The 14,689-nt window shown below is 70.0% G+C and carries 14 protein-coding genes; 5 read left to right on the forward strand and 9 right to left on the reverse strand.

Features of this window, described 5'->3' with window-relative positions; all coding sequences use genetic code 11:
* Positions 1-6 precede the first annotated feature (6 nt).
* Positions 7-546 carry a TIGR00730 family Rossman fold protein gene (locus tag ACIQ1J_RS30395; protein WP_210960226.1) on the reverse strand — a complete coding sequence of 180 codons (540 nt, stop codon included), beginning with the start codon at positions 544-546 and terminating at the stop codon, positions 7-9.
* 102 nt (positions 547-648) lie between these two features.
* On the opposite strand from ACIQ1J_RS30395, the gene ACIQ1J_RS30400 reads away from it, so the two are divergent.
* Entirely contained in the window at positions 649-981 is a 333-nt protein-coding gene (locus tag ACIQ1J_RS30400) for a DUF427 domain-containing protein (RefSeq protein WP_403561813.1), read from the forward strand.
* Between the two features lie 67 nt (positions 982-1,048).
* Positions 1,049-1,828 (forward strand): alpha/beta fold hydrolase, encoded by a 780-nt coding sequence (locus ACIQ1J_RS30405; protein ID WP_403561815.1) that lies wholly within the window; start codon positions 1,049-1,051, stop codon positions 1,826-1,828.
* 85 nt (positions 1,829-1,913) lie between these two features.
* On the opposite strand, the gene ACIQ1J_RS30410 is transcribed toward ACIQ1J_RS30405, so the two are convergent.
* The 3 genes from ACIQ1J_RS30410 to ACIQ1J_RS30420 all read right to left on the reverse strand — a co-directional run bounded on the left by ACIQ1J_RS30410 (position 1,914) and on the right by ACIQ1J_RS30420 (position 7,049).
* Complete coding sequence (locus ACIQ1J_RS30410; protein ID WP_403561817.1) at positions 1,914-2,666, reverse strand: M48 family metallopeptidase; 753 nt, start codon at positions 2,664-2,666, stop codon at positions 1,914-1,916.
* Positions 2,667-2,728: 62 nt separating this feature from the next.
* Positions 2,729-6,385, reverse strand: coding sequence for a type I restriction endonuclease subunit R (locus tag ACIQ1J_RS30415; protein WP_403561819.1), 3,657 nt, complete (start codon positions 6,383-6,385; stop codon positions 2,729-2,731).
* Between the two features lie 106 nt (positions 6,386-6,491).
* On the reverse strand, positions 6,492-7,049 hold the full coding sequence (locus ACIQ1J_RS30420) for an ATP-binding protein (RefSeq protein ID WP_403561821.1): 558 nt from the start codon (positions 7,047-7,049) through the stop codon (positions 6,492-6,494).
* 270 nt (positions 7,050-7,319) lie between these two features.
* Here ACIQ1J_RS30420 and ACIQ1J_RS30425 point away from each other — a divergent pair, with 270 nt between their 5' ends.
* The gene (locus ACIQ1J_RS30425; protein WP_403561823.1) at positions 7,320-8,171 is read left to right on the forward strand and encodes a helix-turn-helix domain-containing protein; all 852 of its coding nucleotides are present in this window, start codon (positions 7,320-7,322) and stop codon (positions 8,169-8,171) included.
* A gap of 12 nt (positions 8,172-8,183) precedes the next feature.
* Positions 8,184-8,378, forward strand: a complete 195-nt coding sequence (locus ACIQ1J_RS30430; protein WP_403561825.1) for a DUF397 domain-containing protein — start codon at positions 8,184-8,186, stop codon at positions 8,376-8,378.
* Here the strand turns inward: ACIQ1J_RS30430 and ACIQ1J_RS30435 are convergent.
* The 5 genes from ACIQ1J_RS30435 to mnmA all read right to left on the reverse strand — a co-directional run bounded on the left by ACIQ1J_RS30435 (position 8,347) and on the right by mnmA (position 13,876).
* Positions 8,347-9,558 carry a hypothetical protein gene (locus ACIQ1J_RS30435; RefSeq protein WP_403561827.1) on the reverse strand — a complete coding sequence of 404 codons (1,212 nt, stop codon included), beginning with the start codon at positions 9,556-9,558 and terminating at the stop codon, positions 8,347-8,349. The two genes, ACIQ1J_RS30430 and ACIQ1J_RS30435, sit on opposite strands and share 32 nt — an antisense overlap.
* On the reverse strand, positions 9,548-10,579 hold the full coding sequence (locus ACIQ1J_RS30440) for a hypothetical protein (protein ID WP_403561829.1): 1,032 nt from the start codon (positions 10,577-10,579) through the stop codon (positions 9,548-9,550). The genes ACIQ1J_RS30435 and ACIQ1J_RS30440 overlap by 11 nt, the downstream gene beginning before the upstream one ends.
* Positions 10,540-11,307: an RloB family protein gene (locus ACIQ1J_RS30445; RefSeq protein WP_403561831.1), complete on the reverse strand. Its 768-nt coding sequence runs from the start codon at positions 11,305-11,307 to the stop codon at positions 10,540-10,542. The genes ACIQ1J_RS30440 and ACIQ1J_RS30445 overlap by 40 nt, the downstream gene beginning before the upstream one ends.
* 22 nt (positions 11,308-11,329) lie before the next feature.
* Positions 11,330-12,625, reverse strand: coding sequence for an ATP/GTP-binding protein (locus ACIQ1J_RS30450; protein WP_403561833.1), 1,296 nt, complete (start codon positions 12,623-12,625; stop codon positions 11,330-11,332).
* A 120-nt stretch (positions 12,626-12,745) separates the two neighbouring features.
* Positions 12,746-13,876 (reverse strand): tRNA 2-thiouridine(34) synthase MnmA, encoded by a 1,131-nt coding sequence (mnmA, locus tag ACIQ1J_RS30455; protein WP_403561835.1) that lies wholly within the window; start codon positions 13,874-13,876, stop codon positions 12,746-12,748.
* 60 nt (positions 13,877-13,936) lie between these two features.
* On the opposite strand from mnmA, the gene ACIQ1J_RS30460 reads away from it, so the two are divergent.
* Complete coding sequence (locus tag ACIQ1J_RS30460; protein ID WP_403561837.1) at positions 13,937-14,686, forward strand: N-acetylmuramoyl-L-alanine amidase; 750 nt, start codon at positions 13,937-13,939, stop codon at positions 14,684-14,686.
* Positions 14,687-14,689 lie beyond the last annotated feature (3 nt).

The following is a 14,689-nucleotide window of genomic DNA, read 5'->3' on the forward strand; positions in this document are numbered from 1 at the left end:
GGCGGGTCACTCGATGCCCTGGCTCTCCTCCAGGTAGGCGAGCGCCCCGACCGGCTCCTCGGCGAAGAACACCAGCTCGGTGAGGGGGCGGGGCAGGAAGCCCTCGTCCTCCATACGGCGGAACTGCTCCTTGAGGCCGTCGTAGAAGCCCGCCGTGTTGAGCAGGACGACGGGCTTGTCGGTGTGCCCGTGCTTCTTCAGCTCCAGGATCTCCGTCGCCTCGTCCAGCGTGCCGGTGCCGCCCACCATGATCACCACGGCGTCCGCCCTCTCCAGGAGGAGCCGCTTGCGCTCGGCGAGGTCCCCCGCGATCACCATCTCGTCGGCGCCCTCGCGCGCCTTGGCCGCCAGGAAGCCGACCGAGACGCCGAGCAGCCGCCCGCCGGACTCCTGCACGCCGTCGGCGACCACCTTCATCAGCCCGACGTCGGAGCCACCCCACACGAGGGTGTGACCGCCCTTTCCCAGCAGCTCGGCGAACTCCTTCGCGGGGCGCGTGTAGCGCTCGTCGAGGTCGGCGGCGGAGAGGAAGACGCAGATGTTCATGGGGCAACGGTACGTTCGGCGCGCCACGGGGAAGAACCCGGCTTCCGGCCACGCTGTCATCAGGAGAAGCGTCAGGAGAGCCGGCCACCGAGGAGGACGATCGTGACCAAGGGACTCAAGGGACACCGCATCACCGTCGAGCCGAGCGAGCGGCATGTCCGCGTCGCACAGGGCGGGCAGGTGATCGCGGAGAGCGACAAGGCACTGGTGCTGCGGGAGACGGGCCTTCCGGAGCGGTACTACATCCCGCCCCAGGATGTACGCCTCGACCTGCTGACCCCGTCCGACACGCACACGCACTGCCCCTTCAAGGGCGACGCGTCCTACTGGTCGCTGCCGGACACGGCGGACGTCGTCTGGGCGTACCCGGACCCGAAGCCGGAGGTGGCGGAGATCAAGGACCACCTCTGCTTCTACGAAGTCGAGGTGTCCTGACCGCTTCGCGACCTGAGCTTCGTGTCCTGAGCGGTGAATCGCGTGCCGTAGGGCAGTCTGCACAGGCATGGAGATGAAGACCCTTTCGCGCGACGGCACGCGCATCGCCTACGAACGCACCGGGCAGGGGCCCGCGGTCGTCCTCGTCAGCGGCGCCATGTCGACGGGTGCCACGGTCGCGCCGCTGGCCGCTGAGCTGTCGGCGCGTCTCGACGTCACCGTGTACGACCGCCGGGGCCGCGGCGCGAGCGGCGACACGGAGCCCTACGCGGTGGAACGCGAGGTCGAGGACCTTGCCGCGCTGATCGAGGCGGTGGGCGGCGAGGTGTCCCTGTACGGCGTGTCGTCGGGCGGCGCGCTGGCGCTCCGGGCGGCGGCGAGCGGGCTGCCGGTACGCCGGGTGGCCGTGTACGAGGTGCCGTACGCGATGGACGACACCTCCGCGCGGGCCGCCGCGGAGTACACCGAGCGGCTGGCCGAGGCGCTGGGGCAGGGGCGGCGCGGGGACGCGGTGGAGCTGTTCCTGCGGTTCACCGGCCTGGGCGAGGAGATGATCGGGGGCGCCCGACAGTCCCCGATGTGGGCCGGCCTGGAGTCGGTCGCGCCGAGTCTGGCGTACGACGACGCGGTGATGGGCGACAGCCGGGTGCCCCGGTCCGGGCTCGCCTCGGTCACCGCTCCCCTGCTGGCCCTGGCGGGCGGCGCGAGCGACGCGTGGTGGCACGAGGCCGCCCGCGCGATCGCGGAGGCGGCCCCAGGCGGCACGTACGGCACCGTGGCGGGCCAGACCCACATGGTGGAGCCGGGTGTACTGGCGCCGGTGCTGGTGGAGTTCTTCGCGGAGTAGGCCGCCCGCGCGGCGGCAGCGGCCTGCGCGCTGTCCGCGGGATCGGGCACTTCCCATGCAGACCGCATCGAAGCCCGAGCGCCGGCTAGTGCCTTGATGAGGAGACAGCTCCGCGCCACAGTCGGGGCTCCTCCTGCGCGAACTGTCGTTCGCGCGCCTCGGCGTCGGGCAGCGCGAGCCGGACGGCTCCTCGGAAGGCCGCTCCGTGGCCGGGGTGCTTGAGGTGACAGAGCTCATGGATCAGGACGAGGTCCACCAGGGCGACCGGCAGCTGTATCACCGCCCAGTGCACGGTGATCGCGCCCTCAGGGGAACAAACACCCCAGCGACGGCCGAGGTCCCGCACCTCGATGCCGTCCGGATCACGCACTCCGGCCAGTGAGGCCAGCGGCGGCAGCCGGGCAGCGAGCCAGCGCTCCCCGCGGCTGCTGTACCACTCGACAAGGGGCCTGGCATCGGCGGCGGCCGACCGCGATCGGGGCAGTTCCAGCCATCCCTGTCGCAGTCGTACATGAGTGCCGGCGCCGACGGGAGTGAGCTTGAGCCGGTACCGGCGGCCCAGGTAGGCGAAGCCTTCGCCGCCGATCAGGTCTTTGACCGGTTCGACTGCCCTCAGGTCCTGACGGCGGCGGACCTCGGCGGCGAGACGCGGCATGCGGCTTCGCACCGCATCGGCGATCTCGTCAGGATCCGCGTCTGCGGGGATCGCGAAGAGCAAGCGGCCGTCCTCGGCGATCTCGATGCCGAGGGTGCGGCGCCGGGCCCGCACGACGACATCCCACTGCCACGCCCCGGGCACGGGGAGATCGGCGATGGCCTGTTCGACGACGGTACTCACCCGCTCTTCCTACCATCCGGCAACGACATCACCCTGCCTGGCAGCCACTGGCGGTCACCGAGTCAGGTGTCCCCACCGTCCGCCTCGTCGCGCGGCTGGTGTCCGAGGAAGTACTCGTGCCTCTCCACGGCCAGCTCCGTCAGATGGCTCGCGAGGTCGCCGATGTCGTCCCAATCCATGGCGAGCCAGGTTTCCAGGTGCTCACACAGTTCGTTGCGCATGCGGTTGCGGGCGGCGATCTGCGTGTGTATCTGCGGCCGCCGGACGAGCACCGACATCTCCATGGTGAGGCCGCGGGCCGCCCGGATCAGATCGGTGCCCGGCGGCCACGGTTCCCGCACGGCGTCTTCGGCGTGCTGCTGGAGCAGTCCGAGGACCAGCCGTTCGGTCCGGGAGTCGAGGCCGTCGTCGTTCTCCGGCTCCCGCTCCGCCGCGGCCACGTCCCCGACCAGACGCGCCAGGTCGGCCGCGGCCTGCTCGAAGTCGTCCCGCATCCGCGCGATGATCTCTTCGAGCCGAAGACTGAACCGCTGGTAGCCCGCCCGGTCGCCGCCGATCTTCGCGGTGATGCGCAGCTTCAGCGAGCCTGTCATGTACGAGCACCGCGCCCGGGGGTCGGCATTCGCGTCGACCCGTTTCATGAACTCCGGATCGGTGAGTTCGACGGGTGGGATCCGCTGCCGGATCCCAACGGTCTCGATGTGCTGCGAGATGAGCCGGCGCACCTTGGCCCCGTAGCGGCGCGGGCTGAACCGATCGCGGCCGTCGAGGTAGCGGCGTCTGGCCATGTACTGCAGTGTGCCCAACTGGCCGGCCAGAGTCCGGTACTTCAGGGCCTCCGGGTCCGGCAGGACCGCGTTGAGCGCCGTCAGGAAATCACGGACGCGTTCGTCGAACTCACCCCGCAGCAACGGATCGTCGAGGCGTTCATCGAGGAAGTCCTCCCACTGGGACTCGTCGCCGGGGTCGGTGACGTTCTGCCCGGCCAGGAAGCGGGTGACCTTCGTCCCGAGGTCTTCAAGGAGGGCCTTGGCGGCGGCGTCGGACCGCAGCAGCAGTCCGTCCCGGTCCGGGCCGCGGCCGTCGGGCTGCGGTCCCTCGTAGTCCGGCTGGAGGTGGTCCACGGATACGTTCCGGTAGCCGAGGACGTGCCGCAGGTGCTCCTGGTCGTAGGAGGCGAGCGAGCGGGCCAGTTCGGGACCGATGCCGACGTAGTCGACGACCTGTCCCCACTTCTTGGCCGGGTAGGGCCGGTTGGTGCGGGCCACGGCCTGCAGCAGCCCCGCGCCGGACAGCTTGCAGTCCAGGTAGAGGACCTGCTCGACGGGTGCGTCGAAGCCGGTGAGCAGCATCGACTGGACCACCAGGAAGGCCATGGTCTCCGGTGGCGCACCGCCCTCCGTGTCCGGCGGCGCGGGCGGTCCGCTGTCGGCGGGCAGGTCGAGATCGACGTTCCACACCTGGCCGCCGCTCGCCGGGGTGCCGGCGCCGGACGGCTGCGACCCGTGCGTCCTGACGTTCCATGCCGGGTCGGCCGTGATGTCGCGCGGAGGCAGCCCCTTCTTGAAGCGTTCGATGTGCGCGTCCTGGTGGCTCTTGGTGATCCACGGCCGCCATGCCTTCGGGTCGCTGACGCCGTGCCTGGCCGGGGAGATGACGACGGCCGCGTCCAGCGTTCTCAGTACTTCGCGATCCGGCAGGAGCATGAGGAGCGCCCGCTCCTCGTCGTCGGCTTCGAGCGCGGCCATGGGGTCGGCGATCAGGGCCGGGTCGAGCGCGTCGAGGCGGGCGACGAGCCGGTCGCGGGCGGCGAGCAGCGCGGTGTGGTAGCGGACGGCGGCGAGCCGGGAGACGGTGGCGATCTGCGCCCCGAAGCGGTCGGGCAGGGCGGTGCGGGCCCAGTGGCCGAGCATGTGCTCGGCCTTGGCCTCGATCACCGTAGGGGCTTCCAGGATATCCTTGCGGCGGCCGAACGTGCGCAGCACCTTCGCCCGCAGCTCCGGATCGGACGGCACCTTCTCGTCGAACCGGGCGTCGAGGGCGGCCTGTTCGACGACATCGAGCGGTACGGCGTACGCCTCGTAGCGGACAGGCACGACGGACCGGTCGAGCTCGGCGTCGCGCAGGGTGTACGTGTCGGCGTACGGGCCGAAGATCTCCTCGCTGCGTCTGCGGTTGCTGCTGATCACCGGGGTGCCGGTGAAGCCGACGAAGGCGGCGCGCGGCAGCATGGCCCGCCAGCGGGCGTGCTGCCACTTGTCGTTGCCCCGGTGGGCCTCGTCGATCAGGACGACGACGTGGTGGTGGGGGTTGGCCACCCGGTTCTGTACGTACCCCTCGCCCTCGGCGTCGTCCTCGTCATCGTCGGCCGGGGCGGCGTCGGGCAGTGACTCCTCGCGGCCGTCGTACGCCGTGTCGTCGCGCTGCGCCTTCTGCAAGGTGACAAGGACGACGTCCCCGACGTCCACCTCCAGGTACTTCCTGGCCCGCTTGACGCTCGGCGCGCGGTGCACCTTCTCCTCGGTGGCGGCGAGGCTCGCCCGGATCTGCTTCTCCAGGTCGATGCGGTCGGTGACCACGACCACCTTGTGCGACTTCAGGGCGGGACGGCTGCGTAGGTGCCGGACCAGGAACGCCATGGTCAGGCTCTTGCCGGAGCCCTGGGTGTGCCAGACGACACCACCCCGGTGGCTGACGGCCACGCCGGCCGCCGCCTTCCGGTCCCGCTCCTCCAGCTTCCGCGTGAGCGCCTTCACCGCCTTGAACTGCTGGTGGCGGCCGACCAGTTTGACCGTACGGTGTCCGCTGCCGAGCCGGGTGGTGAAGTCCCGTACCAGGTCCAGGAGATGGGCAGGGCGCAGCATCCCGGCGACCAGGATCTCCTGGTCGGTGAGGGCTGCCGACGCGGACTTGCGCACCTCCTCGCGCACGCGGTCCTCGCTCACGGGCGCGACCGTGCGCCAGGGGGCGAAGTGCCGGGGTTCGGCGGTGACCGTGCCGGTCTCGGCGTGGTCGCGGTCGGTGCCGACCAGGACCTGCGCGAAGCGGACGAACTCGGGTACGGCGGCAGCGGAGTTGACGCCCGCGTACCGAAGGACCTGGTCGACGGCGTCGTCCAGGGCGGCCCGCACGTCTCCCTGAGGGCCGGACACCACGGGCGCCTTGCACTCGATCACCACCCACGGCAGCCCGTTGACGAACAGCACGAGGTCGGGCGTGACAGGAGCGGCGTCCTTGCGCTCGACCCGGAACTGGGAGACGACGAGCAGGTCGTTGCCGCCGCCGGGCGTGTCCGGTTGCTCCCCGAACTCGCCGTCCCAGTCGACGAGCCGTACGTGTTCGGGGTCGCCCTTCGTCCAGCCCGGCAGGGTGCGGGCGTTGCGGCCCTTGCGCAGGAGGTCGGTCACCTCCAGGTTCCCGGCGACACCGCGTTCCCTCGGGCCCTGCCCCGGCGCGGTGCCGTGAAGCAGGGCGAGGAGGTGATCGAGCTGCGCGTCGCTCAGCCAGGGTTCCCCGTCCGACGGCCTCGGGTTGATCCTGGCCACGGCGGCCTTGAACCGGTCCGCGTACACGACGGTCTCGAAGCTCGTACGGTCCGAGGCGCCCGGCACGGTGGCGGGTCCGGCGGTCGGGCCGCCCCGGAGATGGGTCCAGCCCATCGCCGTGAGCTGCTCGATCAGCGGCCGCTCGGTCCTGACGTACTCCGGCTGCTCCGCCACACGCCTGCCCTCCCCGGCCACCGGTCTCGATCCCCGCCCTCCGGTACAGGAGAGGGGATCGAAACTCTATCGGCGGCCCGGAGGCGTGGCGCGGGGTGCGCGCGGATCAGGCCGCGAGCACGGGTGAGGGTGGCTGGAAACCATCCCCGAGGGCGAGTTCGAACCAGATGGTCTTGCCGCCCGGCCCGCCGTTCGGCCCGTCGACGGACCCGCAGCCGCCCCACCGGTCGGCGAGACTCTCGATGATCGGCAGCCCGCGTCCGGAGGGAGCGGCGGGATCGGGCATGGCCGCGCCCGGCGCGAACGGAGGCAGATCCGGACTCGCGTCCCACACGCTCACGCGCAGCGCGGGGCACAGCCACTGCATCCGGACGATGACCGGGCCCTTGGTGTGCCGCACCGAGTTGGTGGCGAGTTCGCAGGTCAGCAGCTCGGCAAGGTCGGCGAGTTCATCGATCCCGTGCGCGTGGAGCACGGCACGGAGGGTGCCCCGGACGATCCGGGGGCCGCGTGGGTCACAGGGGAAGTGGATCTCGTACACCCAGGGGGCGGTGAACGGGAGGGGGGCGGGGTGGTCGCCGTAGCCGACGTCGTAGTTGACGCCGTAACTGACGGGGTGGGTCGATTCGTTGCTCGGTTCGGTGCTCTGTTCGTTGCTGCTCACGAGGGTGTGCCTCCGTGGTGCGGAACGGGTTCTTTGGGGCGCCGGTCGCAAACTGCCGGACGGCGGTGGCAATGCCGGGGTCCTGCCTTCCGGAGGGCAGGGGGGCCGGTGCGCTTCCGCGGGGCGGCAGGAACTTGAAGGCGCGCTACACAATGTAGAAGGATTCACTTAACCCGTGCCATGCTTTGAACTGGAACGAGTGAATAATCGGATTTGGTTGGACCCGACCTACCAGCGTCGGCACACTGTGCGCGAGCAAGGAGGCTGTAAATGGCACCGAAGCACCAGCCCACGATCCGTCAGCGCCGACTCGGCGCCGAGTTGCGACGGCTCCGAGAGTCTGCAGGCATGCCCGCTCCCAAGGCAGCTGAGCTGCTGGGCACCGACCGCACCAACATCTCCAACATCGAGGCTGGTCGGTACGGCATCAGCGAGGATCGTCTGCGTCGACTCGTGAGCATCTACGAGTGCGACGACGAGGAACTCATCGACGCCCTGGCATCCATGACCGGAGGCCGCCGGAGCGGCTGGTGGGAGGAGTACCGGGGCAAGATCCCGCCCGATTTCCTCGACACATCGGAACTGGAGCACTACGCCACGAGCCTGCGCTCAGTCCAGACAGCCCATCTTCCCGGCATCTTCCAGACCGAAGACCACGCGCGCGCCCTTTTCGACTTGTTCATCCCGACCCTGCCCCGCCTTGAGGTGGAACTCCGCATTGCTCATCGGCTGGCGCGGCATGCACGGATCACAGACGAGCCCGGCATCCCATACATCGGACTCATCCACGAATCCGCGCTGCGTATGCAGGTGGGCGGGCGCAAGGTAGCCAAAGCCCAGCTCACTCGCCTCCTGGAAGAAGGCGAGCGTGACAACGTCACTCTCCGGGTCATCCCGTTCTCGGCGGGCGGCTTCCCCATGGCCGGCGACTCCGTGCTGTACGCGGTGGGCCCCAGCCCTCACCTGGACACAGTCCTGGTCGACTCTCCGCTCGGCGCCGCCTTCTTCCACTCCTCCACTCAACTCGCCAACTTCCGTCGGCGACTGGACGCGATCGAACAGGTGGCGTTGAATTCGAAGCAGTCATCAGATGCCATCGCCGAAATCGCCAAAGACCTGTAAGAGGTGCCCGTCGTGTCCGCCCTGAAGTGGATTAAGTCCTCCTACTCCGAGGCCAGTGGCAACAACTGCGTTGAGGTCGCCCGGATGCAGACAGGAGTCGCCCTGCGGGACAGCAAACGCCCGGCGGATGTGATCGTCGTGGGCCGGGCGTCGCTTAGTGCGCTGATAGGAAGCCTCAGGTCCGGTTCACTCGGGACCGGCCGCTGAGCAGGTCTTCGATCACGCCCTGCTGGATCGTGCGGAGCTTTGCGATCAGGCCATGCAGAGAATCGACTGCGCGGATTCCTGTACGCCAGGTCTCCACGATCTTCCGCTGCTCCTCGATGGGCACCACCGGGAACGGGGCATCCGCCAGCAGTTTTGAGTTGATCGTGTAGAGGCCGGAACTCGTAGCACACCGGCTGATCCAGTACGAGCGAACAGCCTCCGAGTTCAGCCACAGCATCGCGAACTCCGGTACGACCTCGTCGCGGTCGAACCTGAGCCGGAAGAGGTGGTTCTGGTAGAGCAGTCCCTCTTCGACAGGGCCGACCAGCGCAGCACGACCGATTTGCTCCGGGTTTGCATGCCCTTCGACTACCAGAACGTCACCGGCCTCCAGCTCGTACCTGGGTCGGTCGCTACTGGTCGACTCCAGGGAAGCGACGTCCGAAGTGTCGATCCATCCCATCCGCACGTTGGCCACACGCAGGTACCCAGTGGCCCGCTTCTGTGGGGCGCGATGCGCCCCCAGCGTGATGCCTGGGTCACAGGAGACCATCATCGTCTCCAGCGTCGTACCTGAGCTGTCCTGGCCCCGAAGCAGTGCAGACACTGCGGCCGAGAGCAGGGTGCTCCGCTTTTGCGCGACGCGTTCGAGGTCCCCGATCCGCCGCTCGAACGCCTCGTGCGCGGCGACGATGTCGCGTTGCTCGGGCAGCGGGAACAAAGGAACCTGGAGCTTCTTCACCTCAGCCTGAGGTAGCTGGAACTGGCCACTTGTCCCACGCATTCCACGCCGGATCTGCCGCCTCACCCTGTCGCTCGCCAGCATCAGGCCCAAGAAATCGGCATTGAGCCGCTCCGGGTCCGGCACCAGCCGGTACATCAGGTCGGACAGTACCAGCCGAGGCCGAACATGCTGCGCAATGCATGACGCCCCTACAAGGGCTTGCGCTCCGTTCACGCGCACCATCAGCACATCGCCAGCGCGCACTTCGAGTCGCGGGTAGGCCGGATCCCACGTCATCAACCGCTTGGCCTGCGAGGCAGTGAAATCTCCGGACGTCAGGGCCCCCAGCCGAAGCAAGCCCCACTCATCGTCTGCCGGTGGTTCAACCTTCGCGCCCTTGGCCACACCAACCCCGACGTCCAGCAGTAGCTCGTGGAGCGGAACCTCAACGCCCATATCCCAGCACCCCCAGCCACTCCCCAAGCGCCTTCGCCGCGTCCCCGCTCTCGTCCTCCAGGTCCGTCAGCGACACCTCGTACTTCTCGGCCCAGCGTCGGAACGAAGCGACGATCTCACGGCGGCCCCCTGCCAACGCCGCGTTCAGACGGTCGGACAGGTCACGGCGCAGGACGGCGAGGACGACACCCTCAGGGCCGCCCGCCTCGGACAGCTTCCACTTGGCCGCCTGCTTCAACTCCGGCAGGAAGCTGTCGTCCAGCGCCTTGCGCTTCTTGCGCGCCGCCGTCAGGGACTTCTTGGCCGCCGTCAACGCCTTGTCCAGGGCGGCGAGCTCCTCCGGAGCGACCGGCTCCGCCGGTTCACCGGACGCGGCGTCGGACTCGTCGTCCGTGTCCGTACCCGCGTCCGCTACCGCCGCCCTCGCCTCAGCCGCCGTCTTCGCCGCGGCCTCCGCTTCCGCGACGGCCTTGTCGGCTGCCTTGACCGCCTCCAGGAACTCCGGGATCAGCTCCCGTACGACCGGCTGGTCGAGGGCCCTGCGGCGCTCGGCCGGGGAGACCGACGAGCGCTTCGCGTCATCCGCGCCGCCACCCGGGACCGCCGGGTCGACGATCGCCTCGACGGAATCAACCCAGCCTTCCAGGACACGCTCGAAGCCGCCCGCCGCGAGGGCCTTCATGTCGTAGCGGTTCTCCGTCCACCACGCGGCGATGATGCCGGCGGTCGTGAACTCGTCGAGGACCCCGGCTCCGCCGACCGCGGCCGTGAACCCATCGAGGAGTCCCCTGCGCAGACCCATCAGCTTCCGGTCCGCCGCGAGCTGGGCGAAGAGACCGGAGCTCTTCGACCACCACTCGTCGTACGTCTCGCGCAGCTCCGACTCCCGCGCGTACGTCAGTCGCGGAATACGGGCGGCCGTCGCCTCCGCGCGCGGAACCCGGACATCCGCCGCCGTACGGCGAGGGGCGCGGCCGTCGCTCAGACCTTGACGATGCCCAGGCTGACCAGGAGTCGCCACACGTCGGTGGACGGGTCGCGGTTCAGCGGCTCGCAGTTCTTGGCGTGCCCCGAGCGGGCGGCCCGTTCCTTCGCCGAGCGGCCGTACTGCGGCTCCTCGAACGTGGCGTTGGCGGGCTTGCACGAACCGTGCTCGCACTGACCGACCAGGGCTCGCGCGTGCTGCACCGCCGTCTTTTCCTTGGCCTTCAGCGCCTTGGTACGGGCATCGCCCAGACTCTTGTCGGGCTTGTCGAACCGCTTGTAGGCGGGGTCGGCCTTGCGCAGCTTCTCCAGGACGTGCGTGTTCTTCGCCGCGCCCTGGGCGCCGCCGAACGGCTGGAAGTGCAGCAGCAGCCACAGTTCGAAGGAGGGGTGGGAGAAGCAGACCTCGGTGTCCGAGGCCGCTGCGGCCTCGAAGGCCTCGGGGATGTCGTGGTGGCTGTCCCGGTCGAAGAGCACCCAGGTCTCGTCCTCCCCCTGGGCCGCGTCGACGACCGCCTTGACGGCACGGGACGGGATCAGGCCGTCGGCCTTGCGGACCGGCTTGATGGTGAAGGCCGGTCGGCCGGTCTCGCTGTCCCCGCTCCCGTACTCTTTGTTGAGGTAGCGCAGGTAGTCGTACTCGGTCGCCTCGCCCTCGCATCCCACGTACAGCACCCGCTCGCGACGTGAGTACTGCGGCGGAGGCGCCTGCGGCGGCATCACCGTGCTCGCCGCGTCCTTCCTCGACCTGCGTCTACTGCTCATGCTCCGTGCCCACCCCGCTCGCTCACGCCGTCGCTGCCGCCTTCTCCTCCAGCTGGGACACCTCACGGGCGATCTCGCCCGGGGTCACCCGGGGAACCCCTCCGTACCGGCCCCGCAGATAGCCGCGCTCCAGGTCCTCGCCCGCCTCCGGATGGGCTGCGACCAGCGGATACAGCTCGGTCGCGCCGGACTTCGTCTTCGCGGTGAGCCATACCTGGTCGCGGCCGAGCGGACGGTCCAGCACGGCATTGCCGAGCAGCGTGGCGTCATGCGTGGTGAAAATCAGCTGGGCACCCTTGGCATTGGCCTTACGGTCCTGGAAGAGGCGGACGACCTCGGCGGCCAGCGTGGGGTGGAGACTGGAGTCGAGCTCGTCGACCAGCAGCGTCGTCCCGTTGTCGAGGACGGTGAGCATCGGGCCGAGGAAGGCGAACCACGCGTGTGTACCAAAGCTTTCCTCGGTGAGGAAGTCGAGCGGCACCGCTTCCGCCCCCTCCGTCCGGTGCCGAAGGGAGACCGCACCGGTGTCCGGATCGAGATCGAAGCCGGTGACGCCCAGGTCGGCGGCGGCCAGGAGCTGGACCAGCCGTTCGCGGTAGCCGGCGTCGTCGTGGAGTTCGGTGAGGCGGCGCTTGGTCCAGTCGGCACGGTGTGTGATGTCCTCACCCGGGGTCATCAGCCACAGGTTGTTCAGGAACCAGCGGTGCAGGGCGGACAGCTGAGGGTCGTTGAGGGTGGCCGCGGTGGAGAGGAAGAGGGCGTTCGGCCGGGTGAGCGCGACCAGGTCGTCGCGGCGTCCGGTGAAGGCCGGGCTCTCGAAGAGGTACTCGTCGCCGTCCTCCGCCGGGCGGTCCGCCTCCCTGTCGAACCACACCTCCCGGATGCCGCCCGGGTAGGCGTGCAGCCATTCGGCCTCCACCCGGTCGTCGGAGAGTTCGAAGCCGTAGGTGTAGCGGACGGGGGTGCGGGCGCCGAGGACCAGGTCGACCTCGAAGAGGGTGGTCTCCTCGGCGCCGGCGGCGTCCAGCTTGAAGGGCTGCCGGTGAGGTACCCCGGGATACTTGGCCCAGTCCGCGAAGGAGGTACGTACCGCCTCCCGCATGGCGTGGAACGCGCTGAGCATGTTGCTCTTGCCGGAAGCGTTCGCACCGAAGATCCCGGCCACGGGCAGCACCTGCACGTGCCCGCCGTCGCCCTGAGCGATGCCGGTGTCCCGCGCGATGCTGTCGGAACTGTCAGCATTGCTCGCAGCCACGAGTGTCAGCTCGGCCTCGTCCCGGATCGAGCGGTGATTCGCCACTCGAAAGCGCAGAAGCACCGTCCACCTCCCGAAGGGGCGGGGAGGCCCCGCCGCCGGCTCACACTGCGCGGACCTTCCGCGACGGCCAGCCTATGCCGGGGTGGTCGGGCCGTGCCAGCTCCTGCGTACCCTCGGTGATCAGACCGTGGCAGCTCCCCGGCGAGCCGTGGTGGCGATGGTCGCCGAGCCCACCACGCGGGTGCCGTCGTACAGCACGATCGCCTGGCCGGGTGCGACGCCGCGCACCGGCTCCCGGAACGACACCTCAAGGGCGCCGTCGACCACTTCGGCCCGTACCTCGGTCTCGCCGCCGTGGGCGCGGAGCTGGGCCGTGTAGGTGCCGGGGCCGGTCGGGGCGGCGCCGCACCAGCGGGGCTTGATCGCCCGCAGTCCGCTGACGTCGAGGGCGTCCGCGGGGCCGACGGTGACGGTGTTGTCGACCGGGGAGATGTCCAGGACGTAGCGGGGCTTGCCGTCGGGGGCCGGGGTGCCGATGCGGAGGCCCTTGCGCTGGCCGATGGTGTAGCCGTACGCGCCCTCGTGGGTGCCGAGGCGGTTGCCCGCCTCGTCGACGATGTCGCCCTCGGCCTTGCCCAGGCGGTCGGCGAGGAAGCCCTGGGTGTCGCCGTCGGCGATGAAGCAGATGTCGTGCGAGTCGGGCTTCTTGGCGACCGCCAGATTCCGGCGCTCGGCCTCCGCGCGGATCTCGTCCTTGGTGGTGAGGGTGTCGCCGAGCGGGAACATGGCGTGCGCGAGCTGCCGGTCGTCGAGCACGCCGAGGACGTAGCTCTGGTCCTTGGCCATGTCGGAGGCGCGGTGCAGCTCACGTGTGCCGTCGTCCCGCCGGATCACCTGGGCGTAGTGGCCGGTGCAGACGGCGTCGAAGCCGAGGGCGAGCGCCTTGTCGAGCAGCGCGGCGAACTTGATCTTCTCGTTGCAGCGCAGGCAGGGGTTCGGGGTGCGGCCGGCCTCGTACTCGGCGACGAAGTCCTCGACCACGTCCTCCCGGAAGCGGTCGGCCAGGTCCCACACGTAGAACGGGATGCCGATGACGTCCGCGGCGCGGCGGGCGTCCCGGGAGTCCTCGATGGTGCAACAGCCCCGCGCGCCCGTGCGGAAGGACTGCGGGTTCGCGGAGAGAGCGAGGTGGACGCCGGTCACGTCGTGCCCCGCCTCGGCCGCGCGGGCGGCGGCGACGGCGGAGTCGACTCCGCCCGACATGGCGGCGAGGACACGGAGGGGACGGGTGCGCTGCGGAGTCTCAGTCATAACGCTTCCAGGGTACGGGGAGGCGGGAACCGGAGCGCGCGAGTATGCGTTGAAGATCGCATGGGGGCGAAGCACGAGTCCAGAAGCGCATCCACCGGTGGCTCCGGCAAAGGACCCGCCGGCGGGCCCACCGGCGGGTCCAAGGACGCGGACCGGCGCATCGGCCGTCGGGCGCTGATCGTCGGCGGCACGGCGGCGGCCGTGGGCACGGCGGCGCTGGCACGCGACGAGCTGGCCCGCCTGTGGTGGCGCGTCCCGGGAGTCGAGCGGCCCCGCGAGGCGGGCGCGGTCGACTACGGCGGCGCACGGTGGGTGGCCGCGTCGGACGGGAACTGGCGGCGTGCCGACCGGCCCGACGACTTCGGCGTCGACATGGTGATCGTCCACGTCACGCAGGGCAGCTTCGCGAGCGCGGTCAGGGCGTTCCAGGACCCGGGGCACAAGGCGGCCACGCATTACATCGTCGGGCAGGACGGGCGCGTCACCCAGATGATCCGCGAGCTGGACGTCGCCTACCACGCGGGCAACCGCGACTACAACGAGCGCAGTGTCGGCATCGAGCACGAGGGCTTCGTGGACCGTCCGCAGGACTTCACCGACGAGATGTACGCCGCCTCCGCGCGTCTGACTGCGGAGATCTGCGCGCGGTACGAGATACCCCTGGACCGCGAGCACATCATCGGCCACGTGGAGGTGCCGGGCACCGACCACACCGATCCGGGGCCCCACTGGGACTGGGACCGGTACCTGAAGCTGGTGCGGCGGGCGGCCACGAGTGCCCCCTCCCCCAGCGCCTCCGAGAGCGCCTGACCC

The sequence above is a fragment of the Streptomyces sp. NPDC097107 genome, assembly GCF_044762405.1.
GTDB lineage: Bacteria > Actinomycetota > Actinomycetes > Streptomycetales > Streptomycetaceae > Streptomyces > Streptomyces thinghirensis.

Coding starts and splice junctions, on each gene's coding strand:
- ACIQ1J_RS30395 (WP_210960226.1), bottom strand. CDS start 546: ATGAACATCTGCGTCTTCCTCTCCGCCGCCGACCTCGACGAGCGCTAC.
- ACIQ1J_RS30405 (WP_403561815.1), top strand. CDS start 1,049: ATGGAGATGAAGACCCTTTCGCGCGACGGCACGCGCATCGCCTACGAA.
- ACIQ1J_RS30425 (WP_403561823.1), top strand. CDS start 7,320: ATGGCACCGAAGCACCAGCCCACGATCCGTCAGCGCCGACTCGGCGCC.
- ACIQ1J_RS30435 (WP_403561827.1), bottom strand. CDS start 9,558: ATGGGCGTTGAGGTTCCGCTCCACGAGCTACTGCTGGACGTCGGGGTT.
- ACIQ1J_RS30445 (WP_403561831.1), bottom strand. CDS start 11,307: ATGAGCAGTAGACGCAGGTCGAGGAAGGACGCGGCGAGCACGGTGATG.
- mnmA (WP_403561835.1), bottom strand. CDS start 13,876: ATGACTGAGACTCCGCAGCGCACCCGTCCCCTCCGTGTCCTCGCCGCC.
- ACIQ1J_RS30460 (WP_403561837.1), top strand. CDS start 13,937: ATGGGGGCGAAGCACGAGTCCAGAAGCGCATCCACCGGTGGCTCCGGC.